Below are 14,847 nucleotides of genomic sequence, written 5' to 3'. Positions count from 1 at the left end.
GTCCGTGCCCGACGCGGACACCGACGGGCGTGCCGGGCCACGTGGTCGGTGGCCCGGCACGCCCGTTGACGTCGTGCCGGTTGACGCAGCCCTGGTTCAGGCCGCGGCGAGCAGCGGCGCCAGGGCGTCGCCCGTCGCCGGGTGGCGGGTGAGGAGGGCCGAGCCGGTGGGGGCGGCCGGGGTGGCCCAGGTGGTGTCGCAGCCGAGGAGGCCGGCCAGGGCGTCACAGGTGGCCGGGTGGGCGGCGAGCAGGGGGAGGCCCTGCGGGGCGCCGGCGGTACGGGACGGGCGGGCCGGGGTGGTGGCCTGGGCGTGCCACGGGGGGACCCAGGTGTCCAGTTCGGCGAGCCGGCCGGGGAAGATCCGCCCGGCCTCGCGGGTCAGCAGGGGTGCGAGGTCGGCCCCGCTGTGGCGCAGGGTGGTGATCAGGGTCGGCAGCCACGGGAGCAGGACGGGGTCGGGCAGCCGGGCGAAGGCGTTGGAGACGGCCTCCACGACGACGTCCACCAGGCCCGGGACCGGCTCCAGGGCGTGCAGCAGCCCGCTGAGGTAGCGGGGGTAGGAGGGCAGCAGCAGCGGGTTGCCGAGCAGTTCGTCGCAGCGCTCCCGCAGCTCCTGCCGGGAGAGCCGGCCGGTCTGCACCTGGGCGCCCCACAGCAGGGCGACCTTGGCGGGCTCCTCGGGGTGCGACTGGGCGATGGCGAGCTCCAGCTGGGTGCGGTCGCTGCCCAGCGAGAGCGCCAGGCCCTCCATGCTGAAGAGGAAGCCGAGCATCGCCGCGACCTGGCGCACCGTGGCCGTCTCGTCGGTGAACGCCGTCGGCAGCAGGGTGCAGTAGTGCGCGTACCCGGTCTTGGCGAACCGCTCGATCCACTCCGGCAGCGCCGGCTCGCTGGTGCGGTAGTACCCCAGCAGGGTGCGCACCCGGCGCAGCACCTCGGGCGCGCCGTCGACGCCGCGCTCGGTGGACAGGACCTCCAGGGCGCGGGTGCCGAGCTCGTCGGCGAGGCGGCGGCTGCCCAGGTAGAGGGTGGCGTCCTCGACGGTCCGCAGGACCACGGCGGCCGTGGCCTGCGTGCCGTGGGCCTCGCGGCGCAGCCGCTGTTCGAGGACCTGCTCCAGGCTGACGCCCTCGTAGCCGAGCTCGATCAGGGCGCGCTGGTGGGTGCCGAGGGCGAGGTCCCAGGACTCCTGGACGGGCCGCTCGCCGAGCTTGCGCTCGCCCATGATCGGGCGGGCGGCGCCGTGCGGGAGCAGGTGGCGCAGCATCCACAGCACGTCCGAGCAGGCTTTCAGGCCCGGGTCGGACTTGATGTCCAGCAGGGCCCGCTTCACGCCCCGGGCCTGGAGGTTGAGGCCGAGCGGGGCGAGCCGGTCGTGGACGTCGCGGGCGAGCGGCGGCAGCGACTCGTAGCCGACCTGGCCGATCCGGTCGCCGCCCATCATGATCTCGACGATGCGGCGGACGTCGCGTCGGCCGGGCACGCTGTCCTTCTCCAGGCAGGTGACCGCCGCGTCCAGGAAGTCGTACGGGGTCGGCCTGGCCCGGTCGCGCAGGCCGGCGAGCAGGATGGACGTCTCGTACACGGCGATGGCGTCGGCGGTGGAGGCGAGGTAGCCGTTGCGGCGGGCGGCGCGTACGACCTCCACGGACCAGCCGAGCAGCTCCTCCTGGTCGAGGCGGTCCAGCACCGGCGGCCGCCGCAGGAACCCGGACAGCTGGTCGGTGGTGTCCGGCTGCGCCGTCGGCGCGGCGGCGGCGGCCTTCCGCGCCCGGCTCGCCTTGGCGCCGGCCTGGCCCTTGAGCCGGTACGGCTGGACGCGGGTGCGCTTGAGGTTCTTCTCCCACTGGGTCGCGGCGATGGACACCGACCCGCCCTCCAGGCCGAACTGCGCCTCGATGGCCGTGTGGCTGGACGGGATCAGGCCGTACTGCCACTCGGTGGCCGTGCGCGGCGAGATGGTGAAGGAGCCGGCGGTGCCGTGGACGCCGAACTCCTCGACGCGGCTGGCGGCGTGGAAGGCGCCGCAGACGTACACGCTGTCGGCCGGGTCGGCGCCGGTGGCGGCCAGGTGCTCGCGGATGCGGGTCCACATGTACCGTTCGCGGTCCTCGTCGACCCGGACCCGGCCGGGGTCGCCGGGGGCCAGCCGGCGGAAGAGGCTGCCGATCAGGAACATGACCTGCCGGTAGGTGTCGTGGTCGGCGTCGCCGAGCGGCAGCTCGACGTACTGGTGCCACCACTCCGACCAGTGCCTGACCTTGCCGTGGCGCAGCAGGTGCTGCTCCAGCTCGGCGAACCGGGGCCGCAGGTCGCCGAGTTCGATGCCGACCGCGTCGCCGTGCAGGGCGGCCTCCGCCTCGGCCGGGGCCGTGCCGGGTGCGGCGGGGGTGTCGGATTCGGGGGCGTCCGCGCGGGGCTGCCACTGGAAGACGTGGTCCGAGGACCGGTCGACCAGGACCAGCTCGACGCCCGGGGTCTCCAGCGCGTACGCGATGGCCTGGTACTCGGCGGAGGCCTCGGTGATCGGCGCGACGACGGACAGCGGCGCCCAGTCGGCGGGGAACCCGTCGATGCCGCTGGCGAAGGCCTGGAGCGCCACCGGCAGGCGGCAGTTGCGCAGCTCGGTGAGGAGCGGGGCCATGTCCTCGCACAGCTCCAGGAACACCGTCCTCGGCTGCTTGGCGCGCAGCTGGCGGGCCATCGCGGTGGCGGAGGCGGGGGAGTGGTGACAGACCGGGAAGATCTCCAGCGGCTCGCGCAGCGCACGGTCGACGTCGTCCACCAGGCCGTGCAGGATGCCGTCCAGCGCGCCCGGGCCGTCGGCGAACGTGGCCGCGGCGTCCTGGAGTTGGGCGCGCAGCGCGTCGAAGGTGCCGGACGCGGGGTGCCCGCCCTCGGCGGGCACCCGGGTGGTCACGTCGTTCACGCGAGCGCCTTCAGGGTGTCGAGGCCGGCCTCCAGGAACTCCGGCCACTCGCCGCCCTCCTGCTGGCTGCGCGGGCCGACGACGCCGGTGAGGTACTTGGTGAGGATGGCCGAGTCCTCGGGGGCGCGGCGGGCGAGCGAGCCGACCAGCGAGGAGCCGAGTGCGCGGGCGGTCAGCGTGCGCTCGCCGAAGAAGTCGCTGTGCAGGACGGCGTCCTCCAGCACGCCGATCTGCTCGGCGGTGGACAGCGCGGACTCCAGCTTCTCGTCGTCGCTGCCGGCCGCGGCGGCGGCGTCGCGCAGGTCGCCGAAGCTGCGCAGCAGCACGTCCAGCAGGGTGGGCGGCACCTCCAGGTCGAGTTCGTGGCGGCGCAGCAGTTCCTCGGTGCGGAAGCGGACGATCTCCGCCTCGCTGGACCTGTTGGTCACCACCGGGATGCGTACGAAGTTGAAGCGCCGCTTGAGCGCGGAGGACAGGTCGTTGACGCCCCGGTCGCGGCTGTTGGCGGTGGCGATGATCGAGAAGCCGGGCCTGGCGAACACGATGCCGTCCTCGCCCTTGAGCTCGGGCACCGACACGTACTTCTCGGACAGGATCGAGATCAGTGCGTCCTGGACGTCGCTGGTGGAGCGGGTGAGCTCCTCGAAGCGGCCGATGGTGCCGCTCTCCATCGCGGTCATGATCGGCGAGGGGATCATCGACTCCCGGGACTGGCCCTTGGCGATCACCATGGACACGTTCCAGGCGTACTTGAGGTGGTCCTCGGTGGTGCCGGCGGTGCCCTGCACCACCTGGGTGGAGTTGCGGCAGACGGCGGCGGCCAGCAGCTCGGCGAGCCAGCTCTTGCCGGTGCCGGGGTCGCCGATCAGCAGCAGGCCGCGGTCGGAGGCCAGGGTGACGATGGCGCGTTCGACGATGCTGCGCTCGCCGAACCATTTCTGGCCGATCTCGCGGTCCAGGCCGTCGGAGCGCTCGGAGCCGAGGACGAAGGTGCGGATCATCTTCGGCGACAGCCGCCAGGTGGACGGCTTGGGTCCGGTGTCGATCGACTCCAGGTAGTCCAGCTCGTCGGCGTACTTGGTCTCGGCGGGGGCGCGGAGCATGTCGGTCATGGGGTGGTCGCCTCTCTGCGGCGGGTCGGGGAATCGTCGGTAGGGGGTCGGCGGGCGCGGGGCGCCGCTCGCCGTAACAGGCCGGCCGGTGGGCCGGATCAGGTGAGGAAGGACTTGAGCTCGTGGACGAGCTTGCGGATGTGACCGGAGATCACCGGCGTGCCCTGGTCCTTGAAGCGCTCGCGGAACCAGGGGTTGACGCTGCCGCGGCCCGAGCTGGTGACCGAGCCGACCGGGATGAACTTCACCCCGGAGCGGTGCACGGCCGCCATCTGCTCGAACAGCTGCTCACCGCGCCACTCGTAGAAGTCGGAGATCCACACCACGACGGTGTTGCGCGGCTCGGCGATCTTCGGCTGGGCGAGGGCCATGGCGACGGTGCCGTCGGTGCCGCCGCCGAGGTCGGTGCGCAGCAGCGTCTCGAACGGGTCGTGCACCCAGGGGGTGAGGTCGACGGCGCGGGTGTCGTAGGCGATCAGATGGACGTCGACCTTGGGCAGGCCGGCGAAGATCGAGGCCAGGATGGTGCAGTTGACCATGGAGTCGACCATCGAGCCGGACTGGTCCACCACGACGACCAGCCGCTGAGGAGTGGTCCTGCGGGCGGTCCGCCGGTAGTAGAGGCGGTCGACGTAGAGCCGCTCGTCCTCCGGGTTCCAGTTGATGAGGTTCTTGTCGATGGTGCGCTTGAGGTCGAGGTTGCGGAACACCCGCTTGGGCGGCACCGAGCGGTCCAGCTCGCCGACGGTGGCCTTCTCGACCTGGGTGCGCAGCACCTCGGCGACCTCGTCGACGAACCGCCGGATCAGGGCCTTGGCGTTGGCGAGCGCGACACCGTCGAGGTTGCCCTTGTCGTGCAGCAACTGCTCGATCAGCGACATGCTCGGGGTGAGCCGCGCGGCGAGCGTGCTGTCCGCGAGGACCTCGCGCAGCTGCATGCGCTTGACCAGGTCCGCCTCGATGCCGGCGAGCTCGGGGCCGATCACGGGGATCAGCGTGGACAGGTCCGGGCTGCCGGTACCGCCGCCCGTGCCCGTTCCGGCGGCGGTGCCGCCGGCGCGTCCGGTCCGCAGCTCGCCCGGCCCGCAGCCCAGGGCGCGCTCCAGCCAGCCGGCGTCGGACTGCCAGCCCGCCAGCCGGCCCGCGCTCACCGGGCCGGAGCCGGTGGCGAAGGTGTTGAGGAGGACCTTGGAGACCAGCGCGGCGCGCCGTACCTCGGCGGTGCGGTCACGGCCGGCGGCGCCATCCTCCGGCACCATGAGGCCGTCGAACTCCTCGGCCAGCGCCGGGTGCCGCTGGACGATGGAGTCGATGGACGTCCGGGGGTCCAGCAGGCCCGTCGGCAGACCGATGTCCTCGACGACGGCCAGGCTCGCCGATTCGAGGGAGGCCTGCTCCGCGGGGTCGAACAGACGGGCCAGCAGCTGCCAGTACAGGACCTGACGGCGGTTCTCGTCCCGGTCGGGCCCGTTCGCGGGGGTCGGGTGCTCGCTCACTTGCGCAGCAGCTTTCCGGCGCGCTCGCGCAGCACGGCCACGGTCTCGGTGGCGGCGGCCTCGGCCTTGGCGCCCAGCTTGTCGGTGGTGCCGCCCGCCCACGCCCCGGCGTGCACGGCGACGGTCCTGCGCTTGACCGTGCTCTCCACGGCGAGCGGCTGCAGCAGGAACGCCCCGGCGTCCCAGCGCAGCAGGCCGATGCACGCGCTCGACGCGGCGACGGCCTGCGCCGTGAGCGGCCCGGCCGCCGGTATCCGGCCGGTGTCGACCCTGAGCGGGTGGCCGGCCAGCGTGAACGTCAGCACGCCGTCCTCCTCCTCGGCGGTGTAGCCCTCCAGGAGGACCGGCTCGGCGATGCGCACCGGGTGCCGCTCCAGCGGTGCGACCGGAGCGCCGACCGCGGCCTGCAGGGCGACCCGCGCGGTGGCGAACGGGTCCACCGGCTCGCCCGGCCGCGCGCACTCGTCCCGCCACAGCAGGTCGCCCTCGGCGGTGACCGGCATGCCGTCGAGTTCCACGGACCGGCCCTCGCCCGCCGCCGCGAGCAGCGACAGCCGGGGACGCAGCAGCTGCCAGATCCCGGCGCCGACGACGCTCTCCGGCTTCGGCACCGACACCGACGCCCGCACCAGGCGCGGCGCGGACCCGTCGGCGGGTTCGAACACCGCGTGCACCTGCGCCTGCGCGGCCGTGGAGTGCTCGTGCAGGTCCACCCCGAGCGGCAGCAGCCGGCCGGTGAGCGTCCCCGCGGCCGGAGCGCCGTTCGCCCCGGAGCGGGTCAGCACCAGGGCCCGCGCCCAGAGGTCCGCCCACCGGCGCGCCGGCACCCGCTCCAGGCCCGCCCCCGGGCAGGACGCGGCCAGCTCGGCGGCGAACCCGTCGAGCAGCACCGCCAGGCGCCGCAGCGCCGGATCGCCCAGCATCGCGGAGACGACCTGCGCCGACCCGGACACCAGGTCGTGGTCCATGCCGCGCCACCCGGACCGGGCCAGATCGGCCAGCCAGGCCCGCGCCGCGGCCAGCAGGTTGGCCCCGGCCGGCTCACCGGGGGCGGCCCCCTCCCACACCCCGGCACCGCGGCCGGTCGCCTCGCCGACCACAGCGGCGAGCGCGTCGTGGGCGGCCCCCAGCAGCGCCGTACGGGCGGCGGCGAGCACCACCAGGTGCTCCTCGCCGGCGGCACCGGCGGCCGCCTTGTCGGCCGCCTCCGCGACGAGCGGGGCCAGCGGCGAGGCCGCGACCGCGTCGGCGAGTCGGGCCAGCGCCTCGGCCTGGGCGGGCTGGGGCCGCAGCAGACCGGCGGCCAGCACCTGGTCGAAGGCGTCGACGACGGCCAGGACCTCGTCGAGCCCCTCGACCGGAGCGGACAGGACATCCGTACGCATCACGCCACCATCCCCGTCGTCGTCCCCGTGGTCGGGAACCAGTGCAGGTCCGCCAGCGGCTCGGTCACCGGCTCGAACTCCAGGTACTCCAGGTGGTGCAGGAACCGGCTGAACACCTGCGCCGCCGGCGAGGACTCGGCCTTCCCGGGCCGGGTGGCGGACATCGTCGCGAGGATCCCCCGGGCGTCGGGCACCGCCGCCTCGCCGTCGACCCGCAGGTACCGCGCGACCCGCTCGCCGCCGTACTGGAGCACGGCCTCGGTGACCAGGGCGTCCAGGTGCTTGCAGTACCCGCCCCGGGCGCCGCCGCAGGGCCGGTTGTTGTTGGTGCTGCAGGCGAACTCGAAGCTCCCTGCGGCGATGGACGACACGTAGACCCGGCCGATGTCCGAGCCGCTGGAGACGACGCCCTGCAGACGGCCGTCGGCCAGCTCGACGAACGGGACCTTGGCGAGCTTGCGCGCACGGGCGGGCGGGATCACCCGTGCCGTGCTCGATTCCTCCCAGGCAGGCAGAAGCACACCATCTCCTCAGGATTGGGGACGTACGCCGCGAGGGCGGCGTTTCTGGTGACGAACCTAGTGGCCGTCACTGACAACGCCGCCGCCGGCCGGTGGCGGACCCTCACCGGAGGCGCACGGAACGAGGGCTGACGCCGTCCGGCACCGCCGTCGGGCAGGGATCGGGGGAGGACGCCCGGGTCGGGCGGGACCCGGTCAGGCGCGGGCCGGTCCGGCGTTCGCGGCCTCGACGGCCGATCCCTCCGTGAATGCTCCGGCCGATCCGGGGCAGCAGACCGCCGACACCGACAAGGAGGTCGACATGATTCCCCTTCTGCTCGTACTGCTCCTGGCCGTGCTGCTCTTCGGCGCGGGGTTCGCCCTCAAGGCGCTGTGGTGGATCGCCATCGCCGTCCTGGCGATCTGGCTGCTGGGCTTCATCGCCCGCGGGACGAACGCCTCCGGCGGGCGGGGTCGCTGGTACCGCTGGTGACACCCGTAGGACGGGCGAGCGGCCGGGGCACCCACCTCCGCGGGTGCCCCGGCCCCCTACGGTTCGGGGTGCCAGTCGACGAGGAGGATCGTGGCGTCGTCGCGCAGGCGCCGGCCCTGGTGGGTGAGGATGCGCTGCATCAGGCGGCGCAGTGCCTCGGGGGCGGGCAGGCCGTCGGCCATGGCGCGGACGACGGTCTCGACGAGCTGTTCCTCGCCGAACAGCTGGCCCCGGAGGTCGCGGGCGTCGGTGATGCCGTCGGAGTAGATCAGGATCCGGTCGCCGGGCTCCAGGCGCGCGGTGTGGACCGGGATCGGCGTCGTGGGGGTGCCCAGGGGTAGGCCGAGCGGCGTGTGACGGCGGCGCTCCAAGGCCCGGTCGACGATGCGGCGGCCGCGGAGGAGCAGGGGCGCAGGATGGCCGCAGTTGATCCAGGTGAGTTCGCCGGTGCCGGTGTCGAGGTCGGCGATCACGCAGGTGAGCAGCCGGTCCGGGATCCATTCGGTGAGGGCGGTGTCGATGGCGGTGGCGATGTCGGCCAGCGTGCCGCCGGCCCGGCGGGTCGAGCGGCAGGCGGCCAGGGCGACCGCGCTGCAGCCGCCGGAAGCGAGGTCGTGGCCCATCGCGTCCACCAGCGTCACGTGCAGCCGGTTCCCGGCGACACTGTGGTCGAAGGCGTCGCCGCCCACCTCGTAGGCCGGCTCCAGCAGGGCACTGGAGGTCACCCGGCGGGTACCGATGGTGCGCGGCGGTACGAAGGCCCACAACAACTCGGCCTGCAGGCTCATCGGCCGGGTGCGCATCGTCTCCACCAGGACGTCGCTGAACGGCGCCTTGGTCGCCACCAGCAGCGCCGCGACGGAGGCGAGCGCCTCGCAGCGGATGAGGAGACCTTCGTCCAGGACCGGGGCGGCGACGCGGAGCACCCCGATCCGGCCGATGCCGTCGATCATCGGCAGCCAGGCCACGGCGGGGTCGGTGCGGTCCGTGCCCGTGCCCGTGCCCGTACCCGTACCCGTGACTGTGCCGGACCGGTCGTCCGAGGCGATCTGGACGGTCTCGGTGCGATAGGCGCGTCCGGCCAGCGAGCCGTCGATGTCCACGGCCTCGGGACCGACCGCGCCGGGCAGGCCCGCCTCCGGGGGCGAGGGGAGTGCGATCAGATGCTCCTGCTGGATGTCCGCGAGGTACACCCAGATGTGCTCCAGGCCCAGCCGGGCCCCGGCCCACCACAGCAGACCCGCCACGTCCCGCGGCCCCGCCCGGTGCGCGTCCCGCAGCAGGTCGGCGAGCACCGGGCCCAGCAGCCCGTCCTCGCTCTCGTGCACGTCTCACCCGCCTCGCCTCGGGCAGGTACGGGACGGAGGACATGTGCCGGCCCGCCTGCCGGTGAGAAGCCCCGACGCTTCGAGCGGGGCCCTCTCCCATCCTCCGCCCCCCGGGCCCGCGCTGCCCGCGCTACGAGGTCTCCCGGGTGCCGGTGGCCGACCGGGGGTCGACACGGCCCGGCCAGGCGTCCTGGCCGTCGGCCAGCCCAGGGGGGAGGGGGAGAAACGGCAGGCGAAGTCGTTCATGACGTCCGGGTACGAAATCCCTTGCCGACCTGGTCCTTCGCCGACGATCATCCTGGCATGGACCTTCCCCCGCAGGTGATCGAGCTGGACGACCTGACGCTGCGCCGCCTCGACGCCGAGGCGGACCTCCCGGAGCTCTTCCGGGTCATCGAGGAATCCTCGGACCACCTGCGCCCCTGGATGCCGTGGGTCGCCGAGCACAGCCGGGAGACGACCGCGGCGTTCCTGGACCGCATGGCCGAGCGCTGGGTGACCGGTGTGAACTTCACCTACGCGATCGTGCGGGGCGGCTCGATCGTCGGCCTCTGCTCGCTGTTCCGGCGCGACGACACATCCGACGACGTCCGCGAGATCGGCTACTGGCTGCACCCCTGCGCCACCGGCCGGGGCGTCGCCACCCGGGCCGCCCGCGCCCTGGTCGGGCAGGCCTTCCGCCTCCCCGGCGTCGAGCGCGTCGAGATCGTCCACGACGTGGCCAACCACGCCAGCGCCGCCGTCCCCGCCCGCCTCGGCTTCACCGCCCACCTCCGCCGCCCCGCCGAACGTCTCGCCCCCGGCCACACCGGCGAGGAGCAGCTCTGGCGGCTCACCCGCCACCCGTCGGACGCCCCGACCCCGGACGCCCCGACCCCGGACCCCCACTGACCTGCCCGGGGGCTGCACCGCGGAGCCGCTCCTGCCGCGTCCTCGAGTGATCTGCCTCACAAGGTGTCACAGCTTCGGGGTGCGCGGTGTCCTGTGGCCGAATCCCTGAAACGGAGGAGGCACCGTGAGCGAGTACACCGAGGTGGTCGTGGTCGGCGGCGGGTACGCCGGGGTGATGGCGGCCAACCGGTTGCGGCAGCGGGACGACGTGAGCGTGACGCTGGTCAACCCGCGGCGGACCTTCGTCCCGCGCCTGCGGCTGCACCAGCTGGTCGGCGGGACCCACGACGCGGCCGTCGACTACGCGGACATCCTGGCCGACGGCGTCCGGCTGGTGGTCGACAGCGTGACCCGGATCGACGCGGACGGGCGCGCTGTGGACCTGGCCGGCGGCGACCGGCTCGCCTACGACTACCTCGTCTACGCGGTGGGCAGCGTCAGCGCCACCCCGAGCGTCCCCGGCGGGGCCGCCTTCGCGCACCGGCTCGCCACCCTGGAGGAGGCGCGGCACCTGCGGTCGGTCCTCGACGCCGCGCCCGCGACCGCCACCGTGACCGTGGTCGGTGGCGGCCCGACCGGCATCGAGACCGCCGCCGAACTGGCCGAGCAGGGGCGGCGGGTGACGCTGGTCTGCGGGGGAGCGCTCGGCCCGTACCTGCACCCGCGGGCCCGGCGCGCGGTCGTCCGGCGGCTCGCCGGCCTCGGCGTGACGGTGCTCGACGGCCCCGACACGAGGGTGACGGCCGTGACCCGCGACGCCGTGGAGCTGGCCGACGGCCGGGTGCTTCCGAGCCCGCTCACCGTCTGGGCCGCCGGCTTCGCCGTACCCGATCTGGCCGGGCGCAGCGGGCTGCGGACCGACGCCGAGGGCCGGCTGCTCACCGATGAGACGCTGACCAGCCTGGACGACGACCGCATCGTCGCGGCCGGCGACTCGGCGGCGCCGTCCGACCTGCCGTTCCGGATGAGCGCCTACGCCGCGGGCTGCCTGGGCGCGCACGCCGCCGACACCGTGCTCGGCCGGATCGCCGACCGGACGCCCGCGCCGATCAGCCTGTCGTTCCCCGCGATGTGCATCAGCCTGGGCCGTCGCGCCGCCGTCTTCCAGCTCGCGCGCAAGGACGACACCGCGATGCCGCTCTTCGTCCCCGGCCGGGCGGGCGCGAAGCTCAAGGAGGTCGCCTGCGAGTTCAGCGTCAGGCATCTGCGGGCCGAGGCCCGCAAGCCCGGTTCGCACCACTGGCCCGAGGACGGAACGGTGCGTCCGGAGCGGGTGCGGGCGAAGAGGATCGGTACCGCTGTGGCCTGAGTGACGGATCGTCACTACTGTGGCGCGCTGACAACGACAAGGAGGAGTCGAGCCATGAGCGACCATGTCACCGATCAGGCGACCGAGGCGTTCGTCGACCACCGCAATCTGCTCTTCACCGTCGCGTACGAGATCCTCGGCTCGGCGACCGACGCGGAGGACGTGCTCCAGGAGACCTGGCTGCGCTGGGTCAAGGTCGACCTGGAGCAGGTCGGTGACCGCCGCGCGTACCTGGTGCGGATCACCACCCGGCAGGCCCTCAACCGGCTGCGCACCATGAAGCGCCGCCGGGAGGCGTACGTCGGCCAGTGGCTGCCCGAGCCGCTGCTCACCGCGCCGGACGTGGCCGAGGACGTCGAGCTCTCGGAGAGCGTGTCGATGGCGATGATGCTCGTCCTCGAAACCCTCGCGCCGACCGAGCGGGCCGTGTTCGTGCTGCGGGAGGTGTTCGGCGTCGGCTACGACGAGATCGCCGAGGCCGTCGACAAGACCCCGGCGGCGGTCCGCCAGATCGCCCACCGCGCCCGTCGGCACGTCGACGCCCGCCGTCCGCGCAAGACGGTCTCGGTGAGCGAGAACCGCGCCGTGGTGGAGTCGTTCCGGCGCGCGCTCGAATCCGGGAACCCGCAGGACCTGCTCGACGTGCTCGCCCCGCAGGTCGTCCTGGTGAGCGACGGCGGCGGCATCAAGCGGGCCGCGCTCCACCCGACCGTGGGCGCCGAGAAGGTGGTCCGCTTCTACCTCGGCGGGACCGGCAAGATCAAGGACGCCGTCGCCATCACCTGCGAGCTCACCCTGGTCAACGGCCACCCGGCGATCGCCGTGCGCTTCGACGGCGAGCTCGAGGGCGTCATGGCGCTCAGCGTCGAGGACGGTCGGATCACCGGCATGTACTTCGTCCGCAACCCCGAGAAGCTGAAGCGCGTCGAGTCCCAGACCCCGCTCACCCTGCACTGATCACCCCTCCCTCGCCACCCGGCGCCGGCATCCGGCATCCGGCAGAAACAGGAGTACGCATCATGGCCACCGACACCGCGGTAGCACCGCGCGGCCCCGTCTTCGTCCAGATCTCGGTCTTCCTGCAGACCCTGACCATCTTCACCCAGGCGGTCAGCGCCGGCCTGCTGCTGTCCACCACCTACGGCGAGACCCTGCACAGCGTCGGCGCACGCGTGATGTACGCCGCGTCCATGCTCTACCTGCTCGCCGCGATCCTGGCCTGGCGCCCGGGCGGCAGGTCACCCCGCCCCATCCTCTACGCCACCGGCTTCCTCGTCCTCGCCTCCCTCCAGGTCGTCCTGGGCGTCGCCCACATACCCTCGCTCCACGTCCCCCTGGGCGTCCTGATGTTCGGCCTCAGCGTGCTGGTCCTGGGCCAGGTCCTCACCGGCCGCGCGAAGTAACCGGCCGCGGGAGAGGGGTACGGGAGGGGGCCGGCGGTGATCGCCGGCCCCCTCCCGTCCGTTCGTGCGCTCAGGTGCGGGAACTCGGAACCGGCTGTGTGCGTCGGCGCCGGGCCCGGTCAGCACCGCGGGCGGCAGCCGTCGAACACGATCCCGAGGGTCCGGTCCCGCAGTCCGGGCTCCCACTGGTTACGCTCCGCCGCCAGGCACGTGGCTCCCAGCAGGGCCAGGAGCTCGGGCGGTTGCAGGTCCTCGCGCACCGCACCCGCTCGCTGGGCGCGGAACAGGAGCGCCTCGACGGCCGCCCGTACGGTACCGCCGGCCTCCGACAGGCCCGCCTTGACGTCGACGCCGGCGTCGGCGAGGACGTCGGCCACGGCCTTCATCCGGCTCGCGTTGTCGACGATCTCGGTGAAGAAGCCGAAGAACGCGGCGCCCGCGTCCTCCGCCTCGCGCAAGGCCTCGGAGCGTTCGGCCAGGCGCCGCATCCGGTCGAGGAGGATCGCCTCGTACAGCGCCTCCTGGGTGGGGAAGTGCCGGTAGATGGTGCCGAGGCCGAGGCCCGCCTGCTGCGCGACGGCCCGCATGGAGGCGGTGCTCCCGTCGCGGGCCAGCACCGCCTCGGCCGCCTCCAGCACGCGCGCCCGGTTGCGCCGGGCGTCCGCGCGCAGCGGCCTGGCCTCCTCGGTCATGACGTCCCCTGACTCGTTTGACTCGTTGACATGCGGAACAGCTGTTCCGTATCGTCGAAAGCGGAACATGTGATCCGATTCTAGCGAGCCGATCCGACGTGCTCGCCGAACCGGACGAGCAGGGGGTACCGCGGATGGAACACGCACGACTCGGTGACTCGGGCCTGAAGGTCTCCCGGGCGGGCCTGGGGACCATGAACTTCGGCCCCTCCGGTGGGGTGGGCGTCGGCAGCTGCGACGAGACCGAGGCCCGACGCATCATCGGCGCCTTCCTGGACGCCGGGCACAACCTCATCGACACCGCCGACGCCTACACCGGCGGCGAGTCCGAGCGGATCGTCGGCCGGGCCGTCGGGCGGCGGCGCGACGCCGTCGTCCTCGCCACCAAGGCCTGTCTCCCGCAGGGGCCGGGCGCCAACGACAAGGGGCTGTCCAGGGTGCACCTGACCCGGGCCCTCGACGCCAGCCTGCGCCGGCTCGGTACGGACCACATCGACCTCTACCAGTGTCACCAGTGGGATCCGGACACGCCGGTCGACGAGACCATGGCGACCCTCGACGGCTTCGTCCGCTCCGGCAAGGTGCGCTACATTGGCTGCTCGAACTTCACCGCCGCGCAGATCGTGGAGTCCCAGTGGGCGGCCGAACGGGGCCGCGGCACACGGTTCGTCGGCCTCCAGCACCAGTACTCGCTGCTGGCCCGGAGCGTCGAACCGGAGATCCTGCCGACCTGCGAACGGCACGGTCTCGGGGTCCTGGCGTGGTCCCCGCTGGGCGGCGGCGTCCTGACCGGGCGGTACGCGCGCGACCGCACTCCCGACAGGTCGTCACGCATCGGCCGACTGATGGAGTCCCCGTCGCCGCTCGCCCGGGCGTGGGGCGGCGAACTCCTCGGCGGGCGCAACCTGGACATCGCCGAGGAGGTCGCCGGGATCGCGGCCGAGCTGGGATCCACCCCGGCCGCCGTGGCGCTCGCCTGGGCCCGGCAGCGGCCGGGCGTCACCTCGGTGATCATCGGCCCCCGTACGCTCGACCAACTCACCGGAAACCTGGCGGGGTTCGCCCTGGACCTCCCCGCTGACCTGATCACCCGACTCGACGCGATCTCCGCCTCCGATGCCCCGGTCCACTGAGCGGTTCGCCGCCGACGAGGTCCTCCCGCACCCGGAGGGCTCGGCACTGCGCTAGCCTCGGAACACCGTCACCCGGGTGTACTTGGAGGCCGTGATGGGGCTGGCGCTCGAACCGACCGGGGCCGCGCTCGCGTACGCGCTGCCCGACCGCGCGCACCGCGGCGCCGACCCGCG

Annotated in this window: 13 protein-coding genes; 6 read left to right on the top strand and 7 right to left on the bottom strand. The window is 73.7% G+C overall.

Translation table 11 applies throughout. The features are described from left to right. Positions 1–96: 96 nt before the first annotated feature. The 5 genes from ACWEQL_RS25385 to ACWEQL_RS25365 all read right to left on the bottom strand — a co-directional run bounded on the left by ACWEQL_RS25385 (position 97) and on the right by ACWEQL_RS25365 (position 7,439). On the bottom strand, positions 97–2,922 hold the full coding sequence (locus ACWEQL_RS25385) for a hypothetical protein (protein WP_452152626.1): 2,826 nt from the start codon (positions 2,920–2,922) through the stop codon (positions 97–99). A 5-nt stretch (positions 2,923–2,927) separates the two neighbouring features. Continuing rightward, the gene (locus tag ACWEQL_RS25380) at positions 2,928–4,043 is read right to left on the bottom strand and encodes an ATP-binding protein (protein ID WP_452152614.1); all 1,116 of its coding nucleotides are present in this window, start codon (positions 4,041–4,043) and stop codon (positions 2,928–2,930) included. A 98-nt stretch (positions 4,044–4,141) separates the two neighbouring features. Next, positions 4,142–5,539, bottom strand: a complete 1,398-nt coding sequence (locus ACWEQL_RS25375; RefSeq protein ID WP_452152613.1) for a VWA domain-containing protein — start codon at positions 5,537–5,539, stop codon at positions 4,142–4,144. Further along, positions 5,536–6,924: a hypothetical protein gene (locus ACWEQL_RS25370; protein ID WP_452152612.1), complete on the bottom strand. Its 1,389-nt coding sequence runs from the start codon at positions 6,922–6,924 to the stop codon at positions 5,536–5,538. Before ACWEQL_RS25370 ends, ACWEQL_RS25375 begins: the two co-directional genes overlap by 4 nt. Further along, positions 6,924–7,439: a hypothetical protein gene (locus ACWEQL_RS25365; protein WP_452152625.1), complete on the bottom strand. Its 516-nt coding sequence runs from the start codon at positions 7,437–7,439 to the stop codon at positions 6,924–6,926. The genes ACWEQL_RS25370 and ACWEQL_RS25365 overlap by 1 nt, the downstream gene beginning before the upstream one ends. A gap of 307 nt (positions 7,440–7,746) precedes the next feature. On the opposite strand from ACWEQL_RS25365, the gene ACWEQL_RS25360 reads away from it, so the two are divergent. After that, a complete protein-coding gene (locus ACWEQL_RS25360) occupies positions 7,747–7,917 on the top strand; it encodes a hydrophobic protein (protein WP_452152611.1) in 171 nt (56 codons plus the stop codon). A 56-nt stretch (positions 7,918–7,973) separates the two neighbouring features. Here the strand turns inward: ACWEQL_RS25360 and ACWEQL_RS25355 are convergent, their stop codons facing one another. After that, entirely contained in the window at positions 7,974–9,245 is a 1,272-nt protein-coding gene (locus tag ACWEQL_RS25355) for a PP2C family protein-serine/threonine phosphatase (RefSeq protein ID WP_452152610.1), read from the bottom strand. A gap of 303 nt (positions 9,246–9,548) precedes the next feature. Here ACWEQL_RS25355 and ACWEQL_RS25350 point away from each other — a divergent pair, with 303 nt between their 5' ends. The 4 genes from ACWEQL_RS25350 to ACWEQL_RS25335 all read left to right on the top strand — a co-directional run bounded on the left by ACWEQL_RS25350 (position 9,549) and on the right by ACWEQL_RS25335 (position 12,848). Then, entirely contained in the window at positions 9,549–10,136 is a 588-nt protein-coding gene (locus ACWEQL_RS25350) for a GNAT family N-acetyltransferase (RefSeq protein ID WP_452152609.1), read from the top strand. Between the two features lie 124 nt (positions 10,137–10,260). Next, entirely contained in the window at positions 10,261–11,445 is a 1,185-nt protein-coding gene (locus tag ACWEQL_RS25345; protein ID WP_452152608.1) for an NAD(P)/FAD-dependent oxidoreductase, read from the top strand. A 54-nt stretch (positions 11,446–11,499) separates the two neighbouring features. Continuing rightward, on the top strand, positions 11,500–12,402 hold the full coding sequence (locus tag ACWEQL_RS25340) for an RNA polymerase sigma-70 factor (RefSeq protein ID WP_452152607.1): 903 nt from the start codon (positions 11,500–11,502) through the stop codon (positions 12,400–12,402). Between the two features lie 62 nt (positions 12,403–12,464). Continuing rightward, positions 12,465–12,848: a hypothetical protein gene (locus ACWEQL_RS25335; protein ID WP_452152606.1), complete on the top strand. Its 384-nt coding sequence runs from the start codon at positions 12,465–12,467 to the stop codon at positions 12,846–12,848. Between the two features lie 119 nt (positions 12,849–12,967). On the opposite strand, the gene ACWEQL_RS25330 is transcribed toward ACWEQL_RS25335, so the two are convergent. Further along, positions 12,968–13,540, bottom strand: a complete 573-nt coding sequence (locus ACWEQL_RS25330) for a TetR/AcrR family transcriptional regulator (RefSeq protein ID WP_452152605.1) — start codon at positions 13,538–13,540, stop codon at positions 12,968–12,970. A gap of 134 nt (positions 13,541–13,674) precedes the next feature. On the opposite strand from ACWEQL_RS25330, the gene ACWEQL_RS25325 reads away from it, so the two are divergent. Next, a complete protein-coding gene (locus ACWEQL_RS25325; RefSeq protein WP_452152604.1) occupies positions 13,675–14,673 on the top strand; it encodes an aldo/keto reductase in 999 nt (332 codons plus the stop codon). Positions 14,674–14,847: the final 174 nt, after the last annotated feature.

The organism is Kitasatospora sp. NPDC004240, from assembly GCF_053603215.1.
This window is presented reverse-complemented; position numbering and strand designations above follow the sequence as displayed.

What these genes read in the sequence shown, in the direction of transcription:
- ACWEQL_RS25380 (WP_452152614.1), bottom strand. Translation starts at nt 4,043, where the DNA reads ATGACCGACATGCTCCGCGCCCCCGCCGAGACCAAGTACGCCGACGAG.
- ACWEQL_RS25370 (WP_452152612.1), bottom strand. Translation starts at nt 6,924, where the DNA reads ATGCGTACGGATGTCCTGTCCGCTCCGGTCGAGGGGCTCGACGAGGTC.
- ACWEQL_RS25360 (WP_452152611.1), top strand. Translation starts at nt 7,747, where the DNA reads ATGATTCCCCTTCTGCTCGTACTGCTCCTGGCCGTGCTGCTCTTCGGC.
- ACWEQL_RS25350 (WP_452152609.1), top strand. Translation starts at nt 9,549, where the DNA reads ATGGACCTTCCCCCGCAGGTGATCGAGCTGGACGACCTGACGCTGCGC.
- ACWEQL_RS25340 (WP_452152607.1), top strand. Translation starts at nt 11,500, where the DNA reads ATGAGCGACCATGTCACCGATCAGGCGACCGAGGCGTTCGTCGACCAC.
- ACWEQL_RS25335 (WP_452152606.1), top strand. Translation starts at nt 12,465, where the DNA reads ATGGCCACCGACACCGCGGTAGCACCGCGCGGCCCCGTCTTCGTCCAG.
- ACWEQL_RS25330 (WP_452152605.1), bottom strand. Translation starts at nt 13,540, where the DNA reads ATGACCGAGGAGGCCAGGCCGCTGCGCGCGGACGCCCGGCGCAACCGG.
- ACWEQL_RS25325 (WP_452152604.1), top strand. Translation starts at nt 13,675, where the DNA reads ATGGAACACGCACGACTCGGTGACTCGGGCCTGAAGGTCTCCCGGGCG.